This is a genomic window from Curtobacterium sp. P97, assembly GCF_023712445.1.
Taxonomy (GTDB): domain Bacteria; phylum Actinomycetota; class Actinomycetes; order Actinomycetales; family Microbacteriaceae; genus Curtobacterium.
In genome coordinates this window covers 1-20,833 of record NZ_JAMAYF010000014.1, presented here as the reverse complement: position 1 = coordinate 20,833, position 20,833 = coordinate 1, and the positions used below count along the sequence as shown (strand labels likewise).

At 72.3% G+C, this 20,833-nt stretch carries 18 protein-coding genes; 16 read left to right on the top strand and 2 right to left on the bottom strand.

Features of this window, described 5'->3' with window-relative positions; genetic code table 11:
- Nucleotides 1-11: 11 nt before the first annotated feature.
- A complete protein-coding gene (locus tag M3677_RS14395) occupies nucleotides 12-1,862 on the bottom strand; it encodes a glycoside hydrolase family 2 protein (RefSeq protein WP_251160885.1) in 1,851 nt (616 codons plus the stop codon).
- 117 nt (nucleotides 1,863-1,979) lie between these two features.
- Between M3677_RS14395 and M3677_RS14390 the strand changes: the two genes are divergently transcribed.
- Complete coding sequence (locus M3677_RS14390; RefSeq protein WP_251160884.1) at nucleotides 1,980-3,248, top strand: phosphotransferase; 1,269 nt, start codon at nucleotides 1,980-1,982, stop codon at nucleotides 3,246-3,248.
- 98 nt (nucleotides 3,249-3,346) lie between these two features.
- Here M3677_RS14390 and M3677_RS14385 read toward each other — a convergent pair whose 3' ends face one another.
- Nucleotides 3,347-3,649 carry a DUF1844 domain-containing protein gene (locus M3677_RS14385; RefSeq protein ID WP_066658711.1) on the bottom strand — a complete coding sequence of 101 codons (303 nt, stop codon included), beginning with the start codon at nucleotides 3,647-3,649 and terminating at the stop codon, nucleotides 3,347-3,349.
- A gap of 387 nt (nucleotides 3,650-4,036) precedes the next feature.
- On the opposite strand from M3677_RS14385, the gene infC reads away from it, so the two are divergent.
- From infC to tyrS, 15 genes are all read left to right on the top strand, one after another.
- Nucleotides 4,037-4,696 (top strand): translation initiation factor IF-3, encoded by a 660-nt coding sequence (gene infC / locus M3677_RS14380; RefSeq protein ID WP_081985092.1) that lies wholly within the window; start codon nucleotides 4,037-4,039, stop codon nucleotides 4,694-4,696.
- A gap of 62 nt (nucleotides 4,697-4,758) precedes the next feature.
- The gene (rpmI, locus tag M3677_RS14375; RefSeq protein WP_022903519.1) at nucleotides 4,759-4,953 is read left to right on the top strand and encodes a 50S ribosomal protein L35; all 195 of its coding nucleotides are present in this window, start codon (nucleotides 4,759-4,761) and stop codon (nucleotides 4,951-4,953) included.
- Between the two features lie 27 nt (nucleotides 4,954-4,980).
- Entirely contained in the window at nucleotides 4,981-5,364 is a 384-nt protein-coding gene (gene rplT, locus M3677_RS14370) for a 50S ribosomal protein L20 (protein WP_066656427.1), read from the top strand.
- A gap of 71 nt (nucleotides 5,365-5,435) precedes the next feature.
- Nucleotides 5,436-6,299, top strand: a complete 864-nt coding sequence (locus tag M3677_RS14365) for an RNA methyltransferase (RefSeq protein WP_251155760.1) — start codon at nucleotides 5,436-5,438, stop codon at nucleotides 6,297-6,299.
- Between the two features lie 71 nt (nucleotides 6,300-6,370).
- The gene (pheS, locus tag M3677_RS14360; protein WP_251155761.1) at nucleotides 6,371-7,411 is read left to right on the top strand and encodes a phenylalanine--tRNA ligase subunit alpha; all 1,041 of its coding nucleotides are present in this window, start codon (nucleotides 6,371-6,373) and stop codon (nucleotides 7,409-7,411) included.
- Nucleotides 7,411-9,903 (top strand): phenylalanine--tRNA ligase subunit beta, encoded by a 2,493-nt coding sequence (gene pheT / locus M3677_RS14355; RefSeq protein WP_251155762.1) that lies wholly within the window; start codon nucleotides 7,411-7,413, stop codon nucleotides 9,901-9,903. The genes pheS and pheT overlap by 1 nt, the downstream gene beginning before the upstream one ends.
- Before the next feature lie 74 nt (nucleotides 9,904-9,977).
- Nucleotides 9,978-11,075 carry an N-acetyl-gamma-glutamyl-phosphate reductase gene (locus M3677_RS14350; protein ID WP_251155763.1) on the top strand — a complete coding sequence of 366 codons (1,098 nt, stop codon included), beginning with the start codon at nucleotides 9,978-9,980 and terminating at the stop codon, nucleotides 11,073-11,075.
- Nucleotides 11,072-12,271, top strand: coding sequence for a bifunctional glutamate N-acetyltransferase/amino-acid acetyltransferase ArgJ (gene argJ / locus M3677_RS14345; protein ID WP_251155764.1), 1,200 nt, complete (start codon nucleotides 11,072-11,074; stop codon nucleotides 12,269-12,271). The genes M3677_RS14350 and argJ overlap by 4 nt, the downstream gene beginning before the upstream one ends.
- Nucleotides 12,271-13,350 (top strand): acetylglutamate kinase, encoded by a 1,080-nt coding sequence (argB, locus tag M3677_RS14340; protein WP_251160883.1) that lies wholly within the window; start codon nucleotides 12,271-12,273, stop codon nucleotides 13,348-13,350. Before argJ ends, argB begins: the two co-directional genes overlap by 1 nt.
- On the top strand, nucleotides 13,347-14,570 hold the full coding sequence (locus M3677_RS14335; RefSeq protein WP_066656412.1) for an acetylornithine transaminase: 1,224 nt from the start codon (nucleotides 13,347-13,349) through the stop codon (nucleotides 14,568-14,570). Before argB ends, M3677_RS14335 begins: the two co-directional genes overlap by 4 nt.
- Entirely contained in the window at nucleotides 14,567-15,511 is a 945-nt protein-coding gene (argF, locus tag M3677_RS14330; protein WP_251160882.1) for an ornithine carbamoyltransferase, read from the top strand. Before M3677_RS14335 ends, argF begins: the two co-directional genes overlap by 4 nt.
- A 20-nt stretch (nucleotides 15,512-15,531) precedes the next feature.
- Entirely contained in the window at nucleotides 15,532-16,635 is a 1,104-nt protein-coding gene (locus M3677_RS14325) for an argininosuccinate synthase domain-containing protein (protein ID WP_251160881.1), read from the top strand.
- Nucleotides 16,636-16,746: 111 nt separating this feature from the next.
- Nucleotides 16,747-18,195, top strand: coding sequence for an argininosuccinate lyase (gene argH, locus M3677_RS14320; RefSeq protein WP_066656404.1), 1,449 nt, complete (start codon nucleotides 16,747-16,749; stop codon nucleotides 18,193-18,195).
- Nucleotides 18,192-18,887 (top strand): DNA-3-methyladenine glycosylase, encoded by a 696-nt coding sequence (locus M3677_RS14315; RefSeq protein WP_251160880.1) that lies wholly within the window; start codon nucleotides 18,192-18,194, stop codon nucleotides 18,885-18,887. The genes argH and M3677_RS14315 overlap by 4 nt, the downstream gene beginning before the upstream one ends.
- Before the next feature lie 50 nt (nucleotides 18,888-18,937).
- On the top strand, nucleotides 18,938-20,251 hold the full coding sequence (gene tyrS, locus M3677_RS14310) for a tyrosine--tRNA ligase (RefSeq protein ID WP_209685498.1): 1,314 nt from the start codon (nucleotides 18,938-18,940) through the stop codon (nucleotides 20,249-20,251).
- Nucleotides 20,252-20,833 lie beyond the last annotated feature (582 nt).

Below are 20,833 nucleotides of genomic sequence, written 5' to 3'. Positions count from 1 at the left end.
CGACCGCGGCCTCAGCGCCCGGTGACCGCGGCGCGGATGCGCTCGATCGGGACCTTCGGGGTGCGGTCGGCGTTCAGCAGGCCGTTCGTCTCCTGCATCGTGTCCGTCAGCTGCGTCCAGCACGACCCGGCCAGGAACGAGCTCGCCCGGACGCCGTCGTAGAGCGCCGTGATCCGCGCCACCCAGTCGTCGCCGTCGACGGCCGAGGTGTAGCCCCACCCGTCCTCGCGCTTCGCCCCGGGCTGGAAGTCCACGCCGCCGAACTCCGTCAGCATGACCGGCTGCCCCTGGTCCGTCGCGCCGCCCACCAGGATCCGACGATCAGCGGGCCCGCGCCCACCGAGCAGTGCGGTCCGTGCGGCGTCGTCGGTGTAGGTCGCGGCGAGCCGGGGGCCGTCGCCCTCGTAGTCGTGCACGGTGACGATGTCGGAGTTCGTGTGCTCCCAGCCGTCGTTCGAGACCACCGGCCGGGTGGGGTCGAGCGCCCGGGTGACGTCGGCGAGTGATCGGGCGTATGCCTGCTGCGCCGGGTCCGTCGCGATGTGCTGCACGCCCCAGCTCTCGTTCGCCGGCACCCAGGTGACGATCGACGGGTGCGAGGCGTCGCGTTCGACGGCGTCCATCCACTCCCGCACGAGCCGCTGCACGGCGAGCGGGGAGAACGCGTACGCGCCGGGTGCCTCGCCCCAGACGAGCAGCCCCAGCCGGTCCGCCCAGTACAGGAACCGCGGGTCCTCGATCTTCTGGTGGTTCCGCGCGGCGGTGAAACCGAGCTCCTTGATGAGCTCGACCTCGCGGCGCAGGGCCTGCCGTGACGGTGCTGCGAGGTGCGACTCCGGCCAGTAGCCCTGGTTGAGGACGCTGCGGACGTCGTAGGCGCGGCCGTTCAGCAGGAAGGCGCCGCCGTCGATGCCCACGGTGCGGACGCCGAAGTACGACGACACGGCGTCCAGGGGCACGTCGCCCTCGGCCGGCAGCAGCGTGACGACCGCGTCGACCAGGCGCGGGGTCTCGGGGGACCACACCAGCTCGTCCTCGGCCTGACCGTTCTGCTGCCGGGCGACGGGCACGACGACCTCGACCTCGTGCGCGGCCACGGGCACGACCGTCTCGACGGTCGCCAGGTCCTCGTCGCCCTCGGACCAGTGCGCCGCGACGCGGATCCGCGCGCCGGCGGGGCGCTCCCCGACGAGCCGGACGGTCAGCCGCACCGTCGCGTGGTCGACGTTCGTCCAGCGCAGGGCCCCGATCGACGCGGTCGGCACGGCCTCGAGCCAGACGGTCTGCCAGATCCCGGTCGTGCGGCGGTACCAGATGGCGTGCGGGTGCTCGTGCCAGTCCTGCTTGCCGCGCGGCTGGGTGACGTCGTGGGGGTCGTCCTCGGCGCGGACGACCAGGGTGTGCGTCGCGTCCGGCTCGGTGCCGAGCGCCTCGGTCACGTCGAGCGTGAAGGGGGTGTGTCCGCCCTCGTGCTCGCCGATGAACTGCCCGTCGACCCAGACCCGCGCGCGGTGGTCGACGGCGCCGAAGTGCAGCAGGAGCCGGGGTGCCGCGTCGCCGTACCCGGCGGCGTCGAGCTCGGCGCGCGTGATCGTCCGGGCGTACCAGACGACGGGGTGGAACCCCGGCTCGTCGATGCCCGACGCCGGCGACTCGGGTGGGAACGGCACCGTGATGTCCCGGGCGTCCGGGAACCCGGAGCGCCAGGTCGGGTCGTCGCCCGTGTTCCGGAACGACCACGTCCCGTCGAGGTCGGCCCACGCGCCGCGCAGCATCTGCGGTCGGGGGTACGAGCCGTCCTGGTCGGAGGCGCGAGGGAGCGTGTGCGATGGGGCGGCGACGGTGCCGTCGAGCGAGGTCATGCATCCATGCTGGCCGCTCCGTACATCGTTGTAAAGCGGCGCGCGCCAACCGGTGCGCGCCGACCGGTGCGCCACGACTCGGGGCGCGCCCCGGGACCGGCGCGTACCGTTCGCTGCATGAGCGCCGAGGCACCCGAGCACGTCGACGACCGCACGCTGGAGGGCTGGATCGCACGCCAGCGCTGGTACGCCGCGAAGGGTGGGACCCCGGCGCTGCGCACCATCGCCGAGACCGACGGCACGCGGTTGGTCCTCGACGACGCCGCGACCGGGCCCGTCCTCTACCAGGTACCGGTCGTCGCGGGCCCCGGCGGGGGAGCCGTCGACCCGGTCGACGCCACCACCGACACCGTCTGGGTGCAGCAGCTCGCGGCGCGCATCGACGCCGACCCCTCGAGCCTCCGGCCGATCGGCGAGGTCACCTCGTCCCGGGTGCTGTCCGGCGAGCAGTCGAACACCTCGGTCATCTGCGACACCGCGTCCGGCGACCGGGTCATCACCAAGGTCTTCCGGGTGCTCCACCACGGTGACAACCCCGACGTCACCACGCAGCTCGCACTCTCCGCCGCGGGCAGCTCCCGCGTGCCGACCGTGTACGGCGCCCAGCAGGCGAGCTGGCCCGACCCCGGCCGCCCCGACGGCACGGCCACCGGGCACCTCGCGTTCGCCCAGGAGTTCCTGCCCGGCCTCGAGGACGCCTGGCGTGTGGCCCTCCGCGACGCCAGGACCGGCACCCCGTGGGACGAGCAGGCCGCCGCGCTCGGCGAGGCGCTCGCCGAGGTGCACCGCACGCTCGCCACCGCCCTGTCGACCGAGCCCGCCGACGATGCACGACGGGACGCTGCGATCGCGACGATGCGCGGCCGGCTCGACGCCGCCGTGCGCGAGGCCCCGACCGTCGAGCCGCACGTCGACGCGATCCGTGCCGTGTACGACCGTGCCGCCGCGTCGCACTGGCCGGACCTGCAGCGCATCCACGGTGACCTGCACCTCGGGCAGGTGCTCGCCGCGCCCGAGCCCCGCGGGTGGGTGTTCCTCGACTTCGAGGGCGAGCCGCTCCGCCCGCTCGCCGAGCGGTCGCTGCCCGACTCGACGCTCCGCGACGTCGCCGGGATGCTCCGGTCCTTCGACTACGTCGCCGGCGCGCTCGCGCACGACGCCGAGTTCGTCGACGCGGGTGCCTGGGCGCAGGCGGCGCGGCAGGCGTTCCTCGACGGGTACCGCCGGGGGACCGGTGACGACCTGACCGACCACCGCGCACTGCTCGACGCGTTCGAGCTCGACAAGGCCGTGTACGAGGTGGTCTACGAGACGCGGAACCGGCCCGACTGGGCCGGCATCCCGCTGGCTGCGGTCGCGCGGCTGGCGGCGGACGGCGCGGCCTGATCCTCCGACCCCCGGCGTGACCCGCTGACGGACGGGAGGCGCGGTGCCGGCCGACACCGCGCCTCCCGTCCGTCACGTGGTGACGACGACCGTCGTCGTCAGTTGACGGGGCCCGTGTACTTCTCGCCCGGCCCCTTGCCCGGCGCGTCCGGGATGCTCGACGCCTCGCGGAACGCGAGCTGGACCGAGCGCAGTCCGTCGCGGAGCGGACGGGCGTGGTGGTCGCCGATCTCGGTGGCCGCCGCCGTCACGAGCCCGGCGAGGGCCGTGATGAGCTTCCGCGCCTCGTCGAGGTCGGTCTGCTCCTGCGGGTCGTCGGCGAGCCCCACCTTCACGGCGGCTGCGCTGAGCAGGTGCACGGCGACGGTGTTGATGAGCTCGACCGCGGGCACCTCGGCGATGTCGCGGGCCTCGCCGCCGGCTGCGGTCTCGTCCTGCGTGACCTGCGGGGTGTCGTTCTCGGGGGTGTCGGGCACGGTGCTCCTCTGCTAGGCTCATCGGCGGCAGATGCTGCCCGTGTGCCCAGATCGTCTCCACAGGAGTCGGACCGAGCCCCGGACGGCGTCGTAGAAGAGGAGTCTCTCCCACCCGCGGCCGTGCACCACAGGCTACCGGGTCCCAACCGCTCCGTCGGGTCAGCAGTGCGATCGTCAGACCGCACCGCGTCCCGGCAGGCCAGCCCCGCGGGGCCGGTGTCGGGCGGCTGCCGAACGGGTTCCGATCCGTGCGTCAGATCTCCTCTCTCGTGCCGTCGTCCAGCGCAGCAGCGCCGGACGGCCACCACTTGATTGAAGGAGCTCCGCATCACCGATCCCCGCACCAACGACCGAATCCGCGTTCCCGAGGTCCGACTCGTCGGCCCCCAGGGTGAGCAGGTCGGCGTTGTCCCGATCGCCATGGCTCTGCGTCTCGCGCAGGAAGCCGAACTGGATCTGGTCGAGGTCGCCCCGAACTCGAAGCCGCCCGTGGCCAAGATCATGGACTACGGCAAGTTCAAGTACGAGGCAGCGCAGAAGGCCAAGGAAGCGCGCCGCAACCAGGTGAACACCGACCTCAAGGAGGTCCGGTTCCGCCTGAAGATCGACGTGCACGACTACGAGACCAAGCGCAAGCGCGCCGAGGGCTTCCTCCTCGGCGGCGACAAGGTGAAGGCGATGATCCTCTTCCGTGGGCGCGAGCAGTCGCGTCCGGAGCAGGGCGTCCGTCTCCTCCAGAAGTTCGCCGAGGAGATCGCCGAGTTCGGCGTCGTCGAGTCGCGTCCGACCCAGGACGGCCGCAACATGACGATGATCATCGCCCCCCTCAAGAACAAGTCCGACGTCAAGGGCGAGCAGAACGCGAAGCGTGCTGCGCAGAAGGCCGAGCGTCGTGCGTCGGAGCACGCGGCGAAGGGCAAGGAGGCCGACGAGGCCACCGAGTCCGCGCCGGCCGAGGCTCCCGCCGAATAGGTCCTCCCCGGACCACCCCGCGACGACGCGGCTCCCCACCCACCCCACGGAAAGGCACCACGATGCCCAAGCAGAAGACCCACTCCGGGTCGAAGAAGCGCTTCAAGGTCACCGGCAGCGGCAAGATCATGAAGCAGCAGGCCGGTATGCGTCACAACCTCGAGGTCAAGAGCGCCAAGCGCAAGGCCCGCCTCAACGAGGACCAGGTCCTCGCGAAGGCCGACGCCAAGAACGTCAAGAAGCTTCTCGGCCACTGAGCCGGCGGAACGTAAAGGAACAGATCAATGGCACGTGTCAAGAGAGCGGTCAACGCCGCCAAGAAGCGTCGCGTCATCCTCGAGCGCGCCGAGGGCTACCGCGGCCAGCGTTCGCGCCTGTACCGCAAGGCGAAGGAGCAGGTCACCCACTCCCTCGTCTACGCGTACCGTGACCGTCACGCGAAGAAGGGCGAGTTCCGTCGCCTGTGGATCCAGCGCATCAACGCCGCGTCGCGTGCGAACGGCCTGACCTACAACCGCCTCATCCAGGGCCTCTCCCTGGCCGGCGTCGAGGTCGACCGTCGCATCCTCGCGGACCTCGCGGTGAACAACCCCGAGACGTTCGCGGCGCTCGTCGAGACCGCCAAGAAGGCCCTGCCGGCCGACACCTCGGCCCCCAAGGCCGCGTAGTCACGCCAGCTCCCGAAGCCCCCGTTCCGTCCACGGAGCGGGGGCTTCGTGCATGCTGCGACACTTGACGCGTGAGCGATCTCCTCGAGAACCCGAAGTCCGGACGCGTCAAGGCCGTCGCGGCACTCGCCAAGAAGGACGTCCGTGCCGACACCGGACTCTTCCTGCTCGAGGGCCCGCAGGCCGTGCGCGAGGCGATCGAGTACCGCCCGGAGCTGCTCCGCGAGCTCTACGTGACGCCGACCGCCGCCGCACGGTACGGGCTCGACGACGCACCGGTCGACACGTGGTTCGTCACCGAGCAGGTGCTCGACACGATGGCGGACACCGTCACGCCGCAGGGGGTCGTCGCGGTGTGCCAGCAGTTCCCGACGTCGGTGAAGGACGTCTTCCCGGACGCCGGACCCGGCCTGGAGGCGCAGGGCGCGTCCGCCACGGACGGCACGCTGCCCGGGCTGGTCGCGATCCTCGAGCAGGTCCGGGACCCGGGGAACGCCGGCACGATCATCCGCGCCGCCGACGCGGCGGGCGCTGACGCGGTCGTGCTGACCGGTCGTTCGGTCGACCCCTACAACCCGAAGGTGGTGCGGTCCACCACGGGCTCGCTGTTCCACGTGCCGGTCTCGGTGGGCGTGACGCTCGCCGACGCCGTCACACGCGCGAAGGCCCTCGGGTACACGGTCCTCGCGGCCGACGTCTCCGGCGACGACCTGCCGGACGTCCGCGCCGACGGCATGCTCGACGGGCCGACCGCGTGGGTCTTCGGCAACGAGGCCCGGGGGCTCACGGCGGAGGACCTGGCGCTCGTCGACCGGGCCGTGAAGGTCCCGATCTACGGTCGGGCCGAGTCGATGAACCTGGCGACGGCCGCGTCGGTCTGCCTGTACGAGTCGGCGTTCGCGCAGCGGGTGGCGTCCTCCTCCACAGCGCGCTGACCCGTCCTGCTCCTCCACCGTCCGTCCAGTGCAGGACGGCGGTATCCCGGGGGCCGGTAGGCTTGGGCCTCGTGTCAGAACACCTCGAGATCAGCGAAGCGGCCGTCGCCGACGCGGTCGACCGGGCCCTCGCCGCGGTCCGCGCGACGACGACCGTGGCCGAGCTGAAGCAGGCCAGGGCGGAGCACACCGGCGAGCAGTCGACGCTCGCGCGGATGAACGCGTCGATGCGCAGCGTGCCGAAGGAGCAGAAGGCCGAGGCCGGCAAGCTCGTCGGCCAGGCACGCGGCCGGGTCAACGCGGCGGTCGCCGAGCAGGAGTCCGTCCTCGCCGAGGCCGAGGAACGCGCACGGCTCGAGGCCGAGCGCGTCGACGTCACCGCACTGCCGGTCCGTCGCACGCCGGGCTCCCGCCACCCGCTCTCGGTCCTCAACGAGACCGTCGCCGACATCTTCGTCGGCATGGGGTGGGAGGTGGCGGAGGGCCCCGAGCTCGAGCACGAGTGGTTCAACTTCGACGCGCTGAACTTCGACCCGGACCACCCCGCACGGGCGATGGCCGACACGATCTTCGTCGAGCCGGTCGACCGGCACCTGGTCATGCGCACGCACACCTCCCCGGTGCAGGTGCGCTCCCTGCTGTCCCGGGAGCTGCCGCTCTACGTGATCGCCCCGGGGCGCGTGTACCGCGCGGACGAGCTCGACGCCACGCACCTGCCGGTGTTCACCCAGGTCGAGGGCATCGCGATCGACAAGGGCCTGACGATGGCGCACCTCCGCGGCACGCTCGAGCACTTCGCGCGCCAGGTCTTCGGCGCCGGGGCGCAGATCCGCCTGCGTCCGAACTACTTCCCGTTCACCGAGCCCAGCGCCGAGATGGACGTCTGGCAGCCGAACGCCAAGGGCGGCGCGCGGTGGGTCGAGTGGGGCGGCTGCGGCATGGTGAACCCCAACGTCCTGCGTGCGGCCGGCATCGACCCGGACGAGTACCAGGGCTTCGCGTTCGGGATGGGCATCGAGCGGACCCTGCAGTTCCGCAACGGCCTGAACGACATGCGTGACTTCCTCGAGGGCGACATCCGCTTCTCGCAGCAGTTCGGAACGGTGGTCTGATGCGCGTCCCACTCCGTTGGCTCGGCGAGTCCGTCGACCTGCCCGACGACGTCTCCCTCGAGCACGTCCACGCGGCCCTCGTGTCGGTGGGCTTCGAGGAAGAGGACGTCCACACGTACGACCTCACCGGCCCGATCGTCGTCGGCCGCGTGCTCGAGCGCGAGCCCGAGCCGCAGAAGAACGGCAAGACGATCAACTGGTGCCAGGTCGACGTGGGCGAGTCCGAGCCCCGCGGCATCGTCTGCGGTGCGCACAACTTCGACGTGGGCGACCTCGTCGTCGTGACGCTGCCCGGCGCCGTGCTGCCCGGGCCGTTCCCGATCGCCGCGCGCAAGACGTACGGCCACGTGTCCGACGGCATGATCGCCTCGGCCCGTGAGCTCGGCCTCGGCGACGAGCACGACGGCATCCTGCGCTTCGCCGACCTCGGCATGGACCCCGAGGTCGGGGCCGACGCGATCGCGCTGCTCGGCCTCGACGACGCCGCGGTCGAGATCAACGTGACGCCGGACCGCGGGTACGTGATGAGCATGCGCGGCGTCGCCCGCGAGTACGCGCACGCCACCGGTGCCGGCTTCCGCGACCCGGCGGCGCGTGTGACGCCCCGCTCGGGCGAGGGGTTCCGCGTCACGATCGACGACCAGGCCCCGGTCCGCGGCCGTGTCGGCGCGCACACCTTCGTCACCCGCGTCGTCCGTGGCATCGACCCGACCCGGGCGACCCCGGCGTGGATGGTCTCCCGCCTGGCGCTGGCCGGCGTCCGCTCGATCTCGCTGCCCGTCGACATCACGAACTACGTCATGTTCGAGCTCGGCCAGCCCCTGCACGGCTACGACCTGGCGAAGGTCCGCGGTGGCCTCGGCGTGCGTCGCGCGGCGGTGGGGGAGACCCTCGTCACCCTCGACGACACGACCCGCACGCTCGACGCCGAGGACCTCGTCATCACCGACGACGACGGCCCCGTCGGTCTCGCCGGCGTGATGGGCGGTGCACGCACCGAGATCTCGGACACGACGACCGACGTGCTGATCGAGGCCGCCGGCTTCGACCAGGTCTCGATCGCCCGGACGGCCCGCCGGCACAAGCTGCCGAGCGAGGCCTCGAAGCGCTTCGAACGCGGGGTCGACCCGCTCGTGGCCGAGGCCGCTGCGAACCGTGCCGTCGAGCTCCTCGTCGAGCTCGCGGGCGGCACGGCGGACACCCTCGGCTCCACGCTCGTCGACGCCGAGCCCCGCCCGACGATCACGATGCGGGCGTCGCGGCCGGCCGACCTCGTCGGTGTCGAGTACACCGACGCCGAGGTCATCGACACGCTGCGCGCCATCGGTGCGACGGTGGACGTCGACGGCGAGGTGCTCGTCGTCACGCCGCCGTCCTGGCGACCGGACCTGACCGACGACACCACCCTGGTCGAGGAAGTGGCCCGCATCGTCGGCTACGACCGCATCCCGAGCGTGCTGCCGATCGCCCCGCCCGGACGCGGTCTGACCCGGCACCAGCAGGCCCGTCGGCGCGTGTCCGCCGCCCTCGCAGCGGACGGCCTCGTCGAGGTCGTCACCGCTCCGTTCGTCTCGCAGACCACGCAGGACGCCTACCCGGGCATCGACGGCGACGGTGGTCCGAGCGTCGTGCTCGCGAACGCGCTGGACAGCGAGCAGTCGCTGCTCCGTCGCAGCGGGCTCCCCGCGCTCGTCGACGCCGCCCGCCGCAACGTGTCCCGCGGCCTCGTCGACGTCGCCCTGTACGAGACCTCGCGCGTGTTCCTGCCGACGACGGACGTGCAGCTCGGCACCGACGCCGTGCCCGCCGGCGCCGAGCGGCCCGACCCCGACACCCTCGGTGTGCTCGACGCGTCGCTCCCGCCGCAGCCGTTCCACGTCTCGGCGTTGCTGACCGGCAACCGCGTCGTGAAGCAGCCCGGCGTGCAGCCGGAGCCCTACGGCATCGCGGACGCGCTCGACGTCGCCCGGGCCGTCGCCTGGGCGGTCGGTGTGGAGCTCCGGGTCGCACAGACGAGCCACCCGTCCCTGCACCCGGGGCGTGCGGCCGCGCTGCTCGTCGGTGACACCGTCGTCGGTGTCGCCGGTGAGCTGCTGCCCGTCCTCACCGAGGCCGCGGTGCTGCCGCGCGTCGTCGCCGTCGTCGAGCTCGACCTCGACGCCCTGGTCGCCGCGGCACCGGAGCTCGTGTCGGTGGCGCCGATCGTGTCCTACCCGGCGGCGACGCAGGACCTCTCCCTCGTGGTCGCGGTCGACGTCCCGGCGGGTGACGTGCTGGACGTCGTCCGCTCTGGCGCCGGAGAGCTGCTGGAGTATGCTCGGCTCGTGGACGACTACCGGGGCACGGGCGTGGACGAGGGACAGAAGTCCCTGACGTTCGCGCTGCGCTTCCGCGCCACGGACCGCACGCTGACCGCTGCCGAGGCCTCCGAGGCCCGTGACGGCGCCGTCCGACGTGCCGGCGAGCGATTCGGGGCGACCCTGCGCGACTGATCCACCGGATCAGCACCGCCCGGGGCCGCCGCCTCCGACTCTCTCGACGACCAGTCCGACCAAAGGTGGAACCCATGTCCGTATCCGTCGCCGTGGCGGGAGCCTCCGGCTACGCGGGCGGAGAGCTCCTGCGCGTGCTCGCCGCCCACCCAGAGTTCGACGTCAGGACGGTGACGGCCTTCTCGAACGCGGGGCAGCCGCTCATCGCGACGCAGCCGCACCTGCGGTCGCTGGCACACCTGACGCTGGTCGAGACGACGGCGGCGACCCTGCGCGGACACGACGTGGTGTTCCTCGCGCTGCCGCACGGGCAGTCCGGGGCGATCACCGCCGAGCTCGACGACGACACCCTCGTCGTCGACTGCGGCGCGGACCACCGGCTCACGGACCCGGCTGCGTGGGAGGCGTTCTACGGCGGCGAGCACCACGGCGCGTGGACCTACGGCCTGCCGGAGCTGCTGCACGCCGCGCCGGCGCCCGGGACGGCGGAGGAGTGGCGGGACGTCGACGACATCGAGGGCCTCGGGCGGCAGCGCACCGAGCTCGCGACGACGAAGCGGATCGCCGTGCCGGGCTGCAACGTGACGGCGGTGACGCTCGGCATCCAGCCCGGTGTCCAGGCCGGGCTCGTCGAGACGGACGACCTCGTCGCGGTGCTGAGCGTCGGGCCGAGCGGTGCCGGCAAGAAGCTCGCGACGGCCTACCTCGCCTCGGAGATCATGGGCTCCGCGAGCGCCTACGCGGTCGGCGGCACCCACCGGCACATCCCGGAGATCCAGCAGAACCTCGTGACAGCGGGGGCCGGTGACGTCCGGATCTCGTTCACGCCCGTGCTCGTGCCGATGTCGCGCGGCATCCTCGCGACCACGACCGCCAGGCTCTCGCCCGGAGTCAGCGCGCGCGACGTCCGGATCGCCTGGGAACAGGCCTACGCCGACGAGCCCTTCGTGCACCTGCTCCCGGAGGGCGAGTTCCCCCGCACCGCGGACACCGTCGGCGCGAACACCGCGCTCGTCGGCATCGCCGTGGACGAGGCCGCGGGCCGGGTGGTCGCCGTGAGCGCCCTCGACAACCTGGCCAAGGGCACCGCCGGCGCGGCCGTGCAGTCGGCCAACATCGCCCTGGGCTTCCCCGAGACCCTCGGCCTCAGCGTGGACGGAGTCGCACCGTGACCGACGAGACCTCGACGGACCAGCCCGACACGGGCCTCCAGGGCGTGACCGCCGCTGCGGGCTTCCGCGCGGCCGGCGTCACCGCCGGACTCAAGACGAGCGGGAAGCCCGACGTCGCCCTCGTGGTGAACGACGGCCCCGACGCGACCGCGGCCGCCGTGTTCACCAGCAACCGCGCCCAGGCGCACCCGGTGATCTGGTCGCGCCAGGTCGTCGGCGACGGTGTCGCCCGGGCCGTGGTGCTCAACTCCGGCGGCGCGAACTGCTTCACCGGACCCTTCGGCTTCCAGACCACGCACATGACGGCGGAGGCGGTGGGTGCCGCGCTCGGCATCGGTGCAGGCGACGTCGTCGTCTGCTCGACGGGCCTGATCGGCCGCGGTGACCAGACGTTCCGTGACGGCGTGCTGCGCGGTGTCGACCTGGCCAGCGCCGCGCTGGCGGCCGACGGCGGCCCCGACGCTGCGGTCGCGATCATGACCACGGACACGACGCCGAAGCAGTCCGTCGTGACCGAGGACGGCTGGACGGTCGGCGGCATGGCCAAGGGCGCCGGCATGCTGGCCCCCGGGCTCGCGACGATGCTCGTCGTCATCACGACCGACGCCGTGCAGACCGCGGAGCAGCTCGACCAGGCGCTCCGCGCGGCGACCCGCGTGACCTTCGACCGCGTCGACTCGGACGGCTGCATGTCGACCAACGACACCGTCGTGCTGCTGTCCTCCGGTGCGAGCGGGGTGACCCCCGAGGTCGGCGACTTCCAGGAGGCACTGACCGCGGTGTGCGCGGACCTCGCCCGGCAGCTCCAGCAGGACGCCGAGGGCGCGAGCCACGACATCACGATCGAGGTCACCGGCGCGGTGTCCGAGGACGAGGCCGTCACGGTGGGGCGCAGTGTCGCCCGGAACAACCTGTTCAAGGCCGCGGTCTTCGGCAACGACCCGAACTGGGGCCGCGTGCTGGCGGCGATCGGGACCACCGACGCCGAGTTCGACCCGTACGCGGTCGACGTCAGCATGAACGGCGTCCGCGTCTGCCACGCCGGCGCCCCGGACCGGCCGATCGACGAGGTCGACCTGACGCCGCGCGACACCCACGTCCTGATCGAGCTCGGGGTCGGCGTGCACGCGGCGACGATCCTGACGAACGACCTGACGCACGACTACGTCCACGAGAACAGCGCGTACTCCAGCTGATGAGCGACGACCTGACCAAGGAAGAAGAGCACGAGCTCGCCGCCGTCAAGGCCGCGACGCTCATCGAGTCCCTGCCGTGGCTGAAGCGGTTCTCGGGCAAGACCGTCGTCGTGAAGTTCGGCGGCAACGCCATGGTGAACGACGACCTCAAGCGGGCGTTCGCCGAGGACATGGTCTACCTGCGCTACGCGGGACTCCACCCGGTCGTGGTGCACGGCGGTGGGCCGCAGATCTCGGCGGCGCTGAAGGAACAGGGCATCGCGTCCGAGTTCCGCGGTGGCTACCGCGTGACGACGACCGAGGCGATCACGGTCGTCCGCGACGTGCTCGCCGGCGAGGTCAACCGCGAGATCGTCGACCTCGTCAACGAGCACGGTGACGGTCTGGCCGTCGGCGTCTCCGGCGACGGCGGCTCGCTGTTCACCGGTGAGAAGAAGGGCGTCGTCGTCGACGGCGAGTACTTCGACCTCGGCCACGTCGGCGACATCACGCACGTCGACCCGTCCGGCGTCCTCGCGGCGATCGAGGCCGGACGCATCCCGATCGTGTCGAGCATCGCGATCGACGACGCCCACCCGGACCAGGCGCTGAACGTCAACGCCGATGCCGCGGCCGGTGCGCTGGCCATCGCGCTCGGTGCCGCCAAGCTCATGATGCTGACGGACGTCCCCGGCCTCTACCGCAACTGGCCGGACCGCGACTCGATCATCGACCTGATCGCGGTCGACGAGCTCCGGGCGCTGCTGCCGAGCCTCGAGTCGGGGATGATCCCGAAGATGACCGCGTGCCTCGACGCCGTGGTCGGCGGGGTCGGCGGCGCGACGATCATCGACGGGCGGATCCCGCACTCGATCCTGCTCGAGGTCTTCACCCTGCGCGGTGCGGGCACCGAGGTGATCCCGGACCCGAGCCGTCGCACCGAGAACCAGAACACCCACGCCGAGGTCGGCCGACGGGTGCCCGAGTCCGCAGCGGACCCGGGCCGACACGCGGCGACCGACGCCGCCGTCACCGACACCACCGTCACCGACACCACCGTCACCGACACCGCCACGACGCAGAAGGGGAACGAGCAGTGAGCACCGAGACGCACACCCAGACCTGGAACGACCGGTTCGGGGCGTCGCTCATGCGATCCCTGACCCCGCCGAAGATCATGCTCGACCACGGTCAGGGCTGCCGCGTGTGGGACGTCGACGGCAACGAGTACCTCGACTTCCTGGCCGGCATCGCGGTGAACTCCCTCGGCCACGCCCACCCGGCCCTCGTCGAGGCCGTCGCCGACCAGGCGGCGAAGCTCGTGCACGTCTCGAACTACTTCGCGACGCCGCCGCAGCTCGAGCTCGCCGAGCGCCTCAAGCGCATCACCGGTGCGGGGGACGCCGGCCGCGTGTACTTCGGCAACTCCGGTGCCGAGGCGAACGAGGCCGCGTTCAAGCTCGCGCGGCTGAACAAGGGTGCGGACGGTCGCAAGACCCGGATCCTCGCGCTGAAGCAGGGCTTCCACGGCCGGACGATGGGTGCGCTCGCGCTCACCGGCAAGCCCGCGCTGCAGGAGGACTTCCTGCCGATGATCGCCGGCGTCGAGCACATCGACTCGACGGTCGAGGCGCTCGAGGCGGCCGTCGACGACACCGTCGCCGCGCTCATCCTCGAGCCGATCAAGGGCGAGGCCGGCGTGGTCGACCTGCCCGAGGGCTTCCTGCAGGCCGCGCGTCGCCTGACCGAGGAGCACGGCGCGCTGTTCATCCTCGACGAGATCCAGACCGGGGTCGGCCGCACCGGCAACTGGTTCACCTTCCAGGGCCACGGGTTCACGCCGGACGCCGTCACGATCGCGAAGGGCATCGCCGGTGGGTTCCCGATCGGCGCCCTCGTGACCTTCGGCTGGGCGTCCGAGCTGTTCTCGGCCGGCCAGCACGGCTCGACCTTCGGCGGCAACCCGCTCGGCACCCGCGTCGCGAACGCGGTGCTCGAGGAGATCGAGCGCGCCGACCTGGTGGCCGGCGCGGTCACCAAGGGCGAGCGCATCCGTGCCGGCATCGCGGCCCTCGGTTCGCCGCTGGTGCAGGAGGTCCGGGGCACGGGCCTGCTCGTCGGCGTCGGCCTGACCGCGCCCGTCGGCCCCGCCGTCAACGCCGCCGCCCTCGAGCGCGGCCTCATCATCAACGCCCCGAACGAGTCGAGCCTGCGCATCGCGCCGCCGCTCATCGTGTCCGACGCCGAGATCGACGAGTTCGTGTCGATCCTCGGCCAGAGCCTCGCGGCCGTCGCCGCCGAGCAGGAGACCTCCGCATGACCCGCCACTTCCTCCGTGACGACGACCTGACCCAGGCCGAGCAGTCCGCGATCCTCGACCTCGCCGCCCAGATGAAGGGTGACCGCTGGGGCGAGAAGCCCCTCGCCGGGCCGCAGACCGTCGCGGTGATCTTCGACAAGTCGTCCACCCGCACCCGGGTGTCCTTCCACGTCGGGATCTCCGACCTCGGCGGCAGCCCGCTCGTGATCACGACGGCGAACAGCCAGCTCGGCGGCAAGGAGACCCCGTCGGACACCGCCCGCGTGCTCGAGCGCATGGTGTCGGCGATCGTCTGGCGCACCTACGCCCAGTCCGGACTCGAGGAGATGGCGGCGGGCACCCGCGTCCCGGTCGTCAACGCCCTGTCGGACGACTTCCACCCGTGCCAGCTCCTCGCCGACCTGCTCACGATCCGCGAGCACCGCGGCACCCTCGCCGGGCAGACCGTCGCGTTCATCGGCGACGGCGCGAGCAACATGGCGCAGTCGTACCTGCTCGCGGGGGCGACCGCGGGCATGCACGTCCGCGTCGCCGCTCCGGCGGCGTTCAGCCCGGACGCCGCGGTCGTCGCCGACGCCGAGCGTCGTGCGGCCGAGACCGGTGGCTCCGTCCTGGTCGTCACCGACCCGGTGGCGGCGGTCGCCGGCGCCGACGTCGTGGTCACCGACACGTGGGTGTCGATGGGCAAGGAGGACGAGAAGCAGTCCCGACTCGACACCTTCGCGGGCTACCGGGTGGACGACGAGCTGATGGGGCACGCCGCCGACGACGCCGTGTTCCTGCACTGCCTGCCGGCAGACCGCGGGTTCGAGGTGACCGCCGAGGTCATCGACGGGCCGCGCAGCATCATCTGGGACGAGGCGGAGAACCGGCTGCACGCGCAGAAGGCCCTGCTCGCCTGGCTCCTGGCCGCGAACGCGACCGGCAGCCCGGCCGCCTGACCCCGCTCGACTGGAGTCCCGTGACCGATCGCATCGTCGTCGCCTGCTCCGCCGGGGTGGACCCGGCGGCAGCCGTCGAGCACTTCGCCGTCGACCACGAGGTCCTGGCCCTGGTGGTCGACCTCGGCGGTCGGTCCCGCGAGGTCGACGCCGTGCGGAACCGGATGCGGGCCGCCGGTGCGGTGGACGCCGTGGTGGTCGACGCGAAGACCGAGTACGCCGACCGGTACGTCGTCGCGGCGGTCCGGGCGAACGCCGGCGGCCCGGGTCGCCCGCTCGTCCCGGCGCTGCGGCTGCCGATCGTCGCCGACCACCTGGTCCGCACGGCCCGGCAGCTCGGCGCGGTCGCCGTCGCGCACCTCACGAGCGCCCCGGACGAGGTCGCCCTCACGACCACGATCGCCGGGCACGATCCCGACCTCCGGGTCCTCCCGGTGCCGACGGCCGTCGTGCCGGCCGGCGGTACCGAGCACGACGTGTGGGGCCGTGTCGTCACCGAGCCGGACCTCGAGGACCCGTGGGCCGCGGTCGACCGTGCGGACTGGGCGCGCACGGCGGAGGTCTCCGCGCAGCCGGACACCGAGCCCGACGAGGTCACCGTGACCTTCGAGCACGGCGTCCCGGTCGCCCTCGACGGGCAGCGCTTCCCGGTCCTCCGGCTGCTGCGCGAGCTCGACGCCCTCGCCGGCCGTCACGGGGTCGGTCGGCACGACCTGGTCGTCGACCTGCTCGACGGCCGCAAGGCCCGACGTGTGGCGGAGACACCGGGTGCGACGGCGCTCGTGGCCGCGCACCAGGACCTCGAACGGATCACCCTCGAACGCGAGGTCCTGCGCTGCAAGCAGGGCGTGGACCGCGAGTGGGCGGAGCTGGTCGACGAGGGTCGCTGGGCGAGCGGACTCCGCCGCGCGCTCGACGCCTTCATCGAGGAGACGCAGCGGCACGTCTCCGGTGACGTCCGGCTCCGGTTGCACGGCGGGGTCGCGAGTGTCACCGGGCGCCGGTCGGAGCAGAGCCTCTTCGACTTCGAGCTGGCCGGGGCACCGGCCCCCGGGAGCGTGTCGTTCGCGAGCGCCCGGGCCCGACCGACGCGGACGGCCACGCGGCGCGACCGCGCGAACTGACGCCCCACCGGCACCACGCAGCACCGCCCCCACCAGCACCACGCAGTACCACCCCCCGAAGCACCGCCCACGAACCGAGCACGACCGACCCGTACCCCCAGGCAGGACGACATGACCGACGCGACGCAGCCCAGCAAGACCGACGCCACGAACACGGGCGCCCTCTGGGGTGGCCGCTTCGCCGACGGCCCCAGCGCCGAACTCGCCGCGCTGTCCCGGTCGACGCACTTCGACTGGCAGCTGGCCCCCTACGACATCGCCGGGTCCCGCGCCCACGCCCGTGCCCTGCACACCGCCGGCTACCTGACCGAGGACGAGCTCGGGCGCATGACCGCCGGCCTCGACCGCCTCGAGACCGCCCACGCCGACGGCTCCCTGCAGCCGGACGACGGCGACGAGGACGTCCACGGCGCCCTCGAGCGCCTGCTCATCGCCGACCTCGGCCCGGAACTCGGCGGCAAGCTCCGCGCCGGCCGGAGCCGCAACGACCAGATCGCGACCCTGGGCCGCATGCACATGCTCGACCACGGCCGGCGGATCGGGCGCCTCGTCATCGACCTCGTCGACGCGATCTCGCAGCAGGCGAGCGAGCACCCGGCGGCGATCATGCCCGGCCGCACGCACCTGCAGCACGCCCAGCCGGTGCTCCTCGCCCACCACCTGCTCGCGCACGCGTGGCCGCTCGTCCGGGATCTCGAGCGGCTCCGCGACTGGGCCGACCGTGCGAGTGTCAGCCCGTACGGGGCCGGCGCCCTCGCGGGCAGCTCGCTCGGTCTCGACCCGACGGCGATCGCGCACGAACTCGGCTTCGCCCGCCCCGCCGACAACTCGATCGACGCCACGGCAGCCCGCGACGTCGTCGCCGAGTTCGCGTTCGTCCTCGCACAGGTGGGCATCGACGTGTCCCGTCTGGCCGAGGAGATCATCCTCTGGAACACCAAGGAGTTCGGTTTCGTCCGGCTGCACGACGCCTTCTCGACCGGGTCGAGCATCATGCCGCAGAAGAAGAACCCCGACATCGCCGAGCTCGCGCGCGGCAAGTCGGGTCGGCTCGTCGGCAACCTCACCGGCCTCCTCACGACCCTGAAGGGCCTGCCGCTCGCGTACAACCGCGACCTGCAGGAGGACAAGGAGCCGGTCTTCGACTCGGTCGCCCAGCTCGAGGTGCTGCTGCCGGCCTTCACCGGCATGGTCGCCACGCTCGCCTTCGACACGGAGCGGATGGCCGAGCTCGCGCCGCAGGGCTTCTCGCTCGCGACCGACGTCGCGGAGTGGCTGGTCCGGCAGGGCGTGCCCTTCCGCGACGCGCACGAGATCTCGGGGGCGCTGGTCCGGTACTGCGAGGAGCGCGGGATCGAGCTCGACGAGCCCGGCGACGACGAGTACCGCGCCGTGTCCGCGCACCTCACGCCCGAGGTGCGCGGCGTCCTGACCATCGAGGGCAGCGTCGCGTCGCGCGCCGGTGTCGGCGGGACGGCGCCGGAGCGCGTCGCCGAGCAGCTCGCCGCCCTGACCCGTCGCGTCCACGACCTGGCCGAGGGCGCGCCCTTCACCCGATGAGCGACGCGCTCCTCGCGCTCCTGGCCGAGCCGGCTCCGGTGTGCGCGCCGGCGCTGCTCGGCGCGACGATCACCGGGCGTGGTGTGACACTGCGCATCACCGAGGTCGAGGCCTACTGGGGCCCGACCGACCCGGGGTCGCACGGCCATCGCGGCCCGACCCCGCGCAACCGGCACCTCTTCGGGCCGCCGGGCACGCTCTACGCGTACCGCTCGTACGGCATCCACACCTGCGTGAACGTGGTGAGCGGCCCGGAGGGCACGTCGTCCGGCTCGCTCCTGCGCGCCGCCGAGGTCGTCGACGGCATCGAGGTCGCCCGGGCTCGCCGCGGTCCGTCGGTCGCCGACGTCGCCCTGGCCCGCGGTCCGGGCAACCTCGGGCAGGCGCTCGGTGCCGTGCTCGGCGAGGACGACGGCACGTCGCTCCTCGACGGCTCGGGACCGTTCCGGCTCGCGCTCGCACCCGGCCTGGAGGCGCGGCTCGCCTCCGCCGAGCCGGCGGACGTGGTCGCGGAGCTGCTCGCCGAGACGGTGGCCGGCCCCGCGGGGACGGCTCCGGTCCGGCGGATCTCGCGCGGACCGCGCACCGGCGTCGCCGGTGTCGCCGGCGGCGCGTCCTTCCCGTGGCGCTCCTGGCGCACCGGTGACCCGACGGTGTCGCCGTACCGACGGCACCGGCGCGCGGTCGACTGACGGGGCCGCGCCGATCCTCCCGGCCGTCGCCCGGTGGCTACGATGGTCGGGTGTCCAGCGCAACCGATCCCGATGTCCTGACACGCCAGCAGAACGACCCCACCTTCGCCTCGGTGTGGGACGAACTGCGCTGGCGCGGTCTGGTGCACGTCTCCACCGACGAGACGGCACTCCAGGAGGCCCTCGACGGCGGGACCGTCACGTACTACTGCGGTTTCGACCCGACCGCACCCTCGCTGCACTGCGGCAACCTGCTGCAGCTGCTCACCATGCGCCGGCTGCAGCTCGCCGGGCACCGGCCGCTGGCGCTCGTCGGTGGGTCGACCGGCCTGATCGGCGACCCGCGTCCCACCGCGGAACGCACGCTGAACACCCCGGAGACGGTCGCCGAGTGGGTGAGCCGACTGCAGGCGCAGGTGTCCCGGTTCCTCAGCCCCGACGGCGAGAACGGCGTGCGGCTCGTCAACAACCTCGACTGGACGGCACCGCTGTCCGCGATCGACTTCCTGCGCGACATCGGCAAGTACTTCCGCGTGAACGCCATGCTGAAGAAGGACGCCGTCGCCGCACGCCTGAACTCCGACGCGGGCATCAGCTACACCGAGTTCAGCTACCAGATCCTGCAGGGACTGGACTACCGCGAGCTCTACCGGCAGTACGGCTGCACGCTGCAGACCGGCGGTTCGGACCAATGGGGCAACCTGACCTCCGGCACCGACCTGATCCGTCGCACCGAGGGGGTGTCCGTGCACGCGCTCGGCACCCCGCTCATCACGAACTCGGACGGCACGAAGTTCGGCAAGAGCGAGGGCAACGCGATCTGGCTCGACGCCGAGATGACCTCGCCGTACGCCTTCTACCAGTTCTGGCTCAACACGGCGGACGCCGACGTGGTCGCCCGGCTGCGCGAGTTCACGTTCCTCGATCGTGCGGAGATCGGTCGACTCGAGCAGGCGGTCGCCGACGAGCCGTTCCGGCGCGAGGCCCAGCGGACCCTGGCGTTCGAGGTCACGTCGCTGGTGCACGGAGCGGCGGCGACCCGGGCGACGATCGACGCCTCGGCGGCGCTGTTCGGCAACGGCGACCTGGCCGCGCTCGACGAGGCGACGCTGCGTGCCGCGGTCGCCGAGCTCCCCGGCACGGTGTCGCTGCCGGGCGAGGCCGACGTCGCTCGCGCCCTCGTCGACACCGGACTCGTGAAGTCGCTCGGCGAAGCGCGCCGGGCGGTCGACCAGGGAGGCGTGTACGTGAACAACGTCCGCGCCGACGACGCGACCGCGCAGCTCGCGAGCCTCGCGCTGCCCGGCGGAGTCGTGGTGCTCCGACGCGGCAAGAAGACCCTGGCGGGCGTCACGCTCGGCTGATCGATCCACCCTCGGTGCACCCGGTGCCCGGTCTCCCGACGGAGACCGGGCACCGCTGCGTCCGGAGGAGTTGCACAGTGCGACACGCCCGGGAGTGGGGCGCGGTTGGCGCTCCCGCCCAGCGCTGCGTAGAGTTCTTACTCGTCACCCCAAAGGTGCGGCGGAGCGGCTGGAGCGAGAGCCCAGAGCCTGCCGGCCTCAAGCGGGACCATCCTCCACCGAAGTTCAGATCAAGCCTTGTGCTCGATCGCTTCGACGCTTAGGATGACTACTCCACCGGCCCTCTCCCTCGGGATGAGCCACAGGACCTCGGTCCGACGCGACGCCGGTGGTACCGAGAACACAATGCCCCTCTGGCGGAGCTCCTTCGTGGAGTCGAGTGGGGGGTGCGTCTGGTCCTTGAGAACTCAACAGCGTGCACATTGTCAATGCCAATTATTTTGACCCCGTGCGACTGCAGCTTTGGTTGTGGTCGTCGGAGACAATTCCTTTTGGATTGAAGATTGTCAGTAGACAGTCAACAGTCAGAATCAACTCGGTTCGGCGCTTTCGGGTGTCGGATCTGTAATTTTTTACGGAGAG

What these genes read in the sequence shown, in the direction of transcription:
- M3677_RS14390 (WP_251160884.1), top strand. Translation starts at nt 1,980, where the DNA reads ATGAGCGCCGAGGCACCCGAGCACGTCGACGACCGCACGCTGGAGGGC.
- rpmI (WP_022903519.1), top strand. Translation starts at nt 4,759, where the DNA reads ATGCCCAAGCAGAAGACCCACTCCGGGTCGAAGAAGCGCTTCAAGGTC.
- M3677_RS14350 (WP_251155763.1), top strand. Translation starts at nt 9,978, where the DNA reads ATGTCCGTATCCGTCGCCGTGGCGGGAGCCTCCGGCTACGCGGGCGGA.
- M3677_RS14315 (WP_251160880.1), top strand. Translation starts at nt 18,192, where the DNA reads ATGAGCGACGCGCTCCTCGCGCTCCTGGCCGAGCCGGCTCCGGTGTGC.
- argF (WP_251160882.1), top strand. Translation starts at nt 14,567, where the DNA reads ATGACCCGCCACTTCCTCCGTGACGACGACCTGACCCAGGCCGAGCAG.
- argH (WP_066656404.1), top strand. Translation starts at nt 16,747, where the DNA reads ATGACCGACGCGACGCAGCCCAGCAAGACCGACGCCACGAACACGGGC.
- argB (WP_251160883.1), top strand. Translation starts at nt 12,271, where the DNA reads ATGAGCGACGACCTGACCAAGGAAGAAGAGCACGAGCTCGCCGCCGTC.
- rplT (WP_066656427.1), top strand. Translation starts at nt 4,981, where the DNA reads ATGGCACGTGTCAAGAGAGCGGTCAACGCCGCCAAGAAGCGTCGCGTC.
- M3677_RS14395 (WP_251160885.1), bottom strand. Translation starts at nt 1,862, where the DNA reads ATGACCTCGCTCGACGGCACCGTCGCCGCCCCATCGCACACGCTCCCT.
- pheT (WP_251155762.1), top strand. Translation starts at nt 7,411, where the DNA reads ATGCGCGTCCCACTCCGTTGGCTCGGCGAGTCCGTCGACCTGCCCGAC.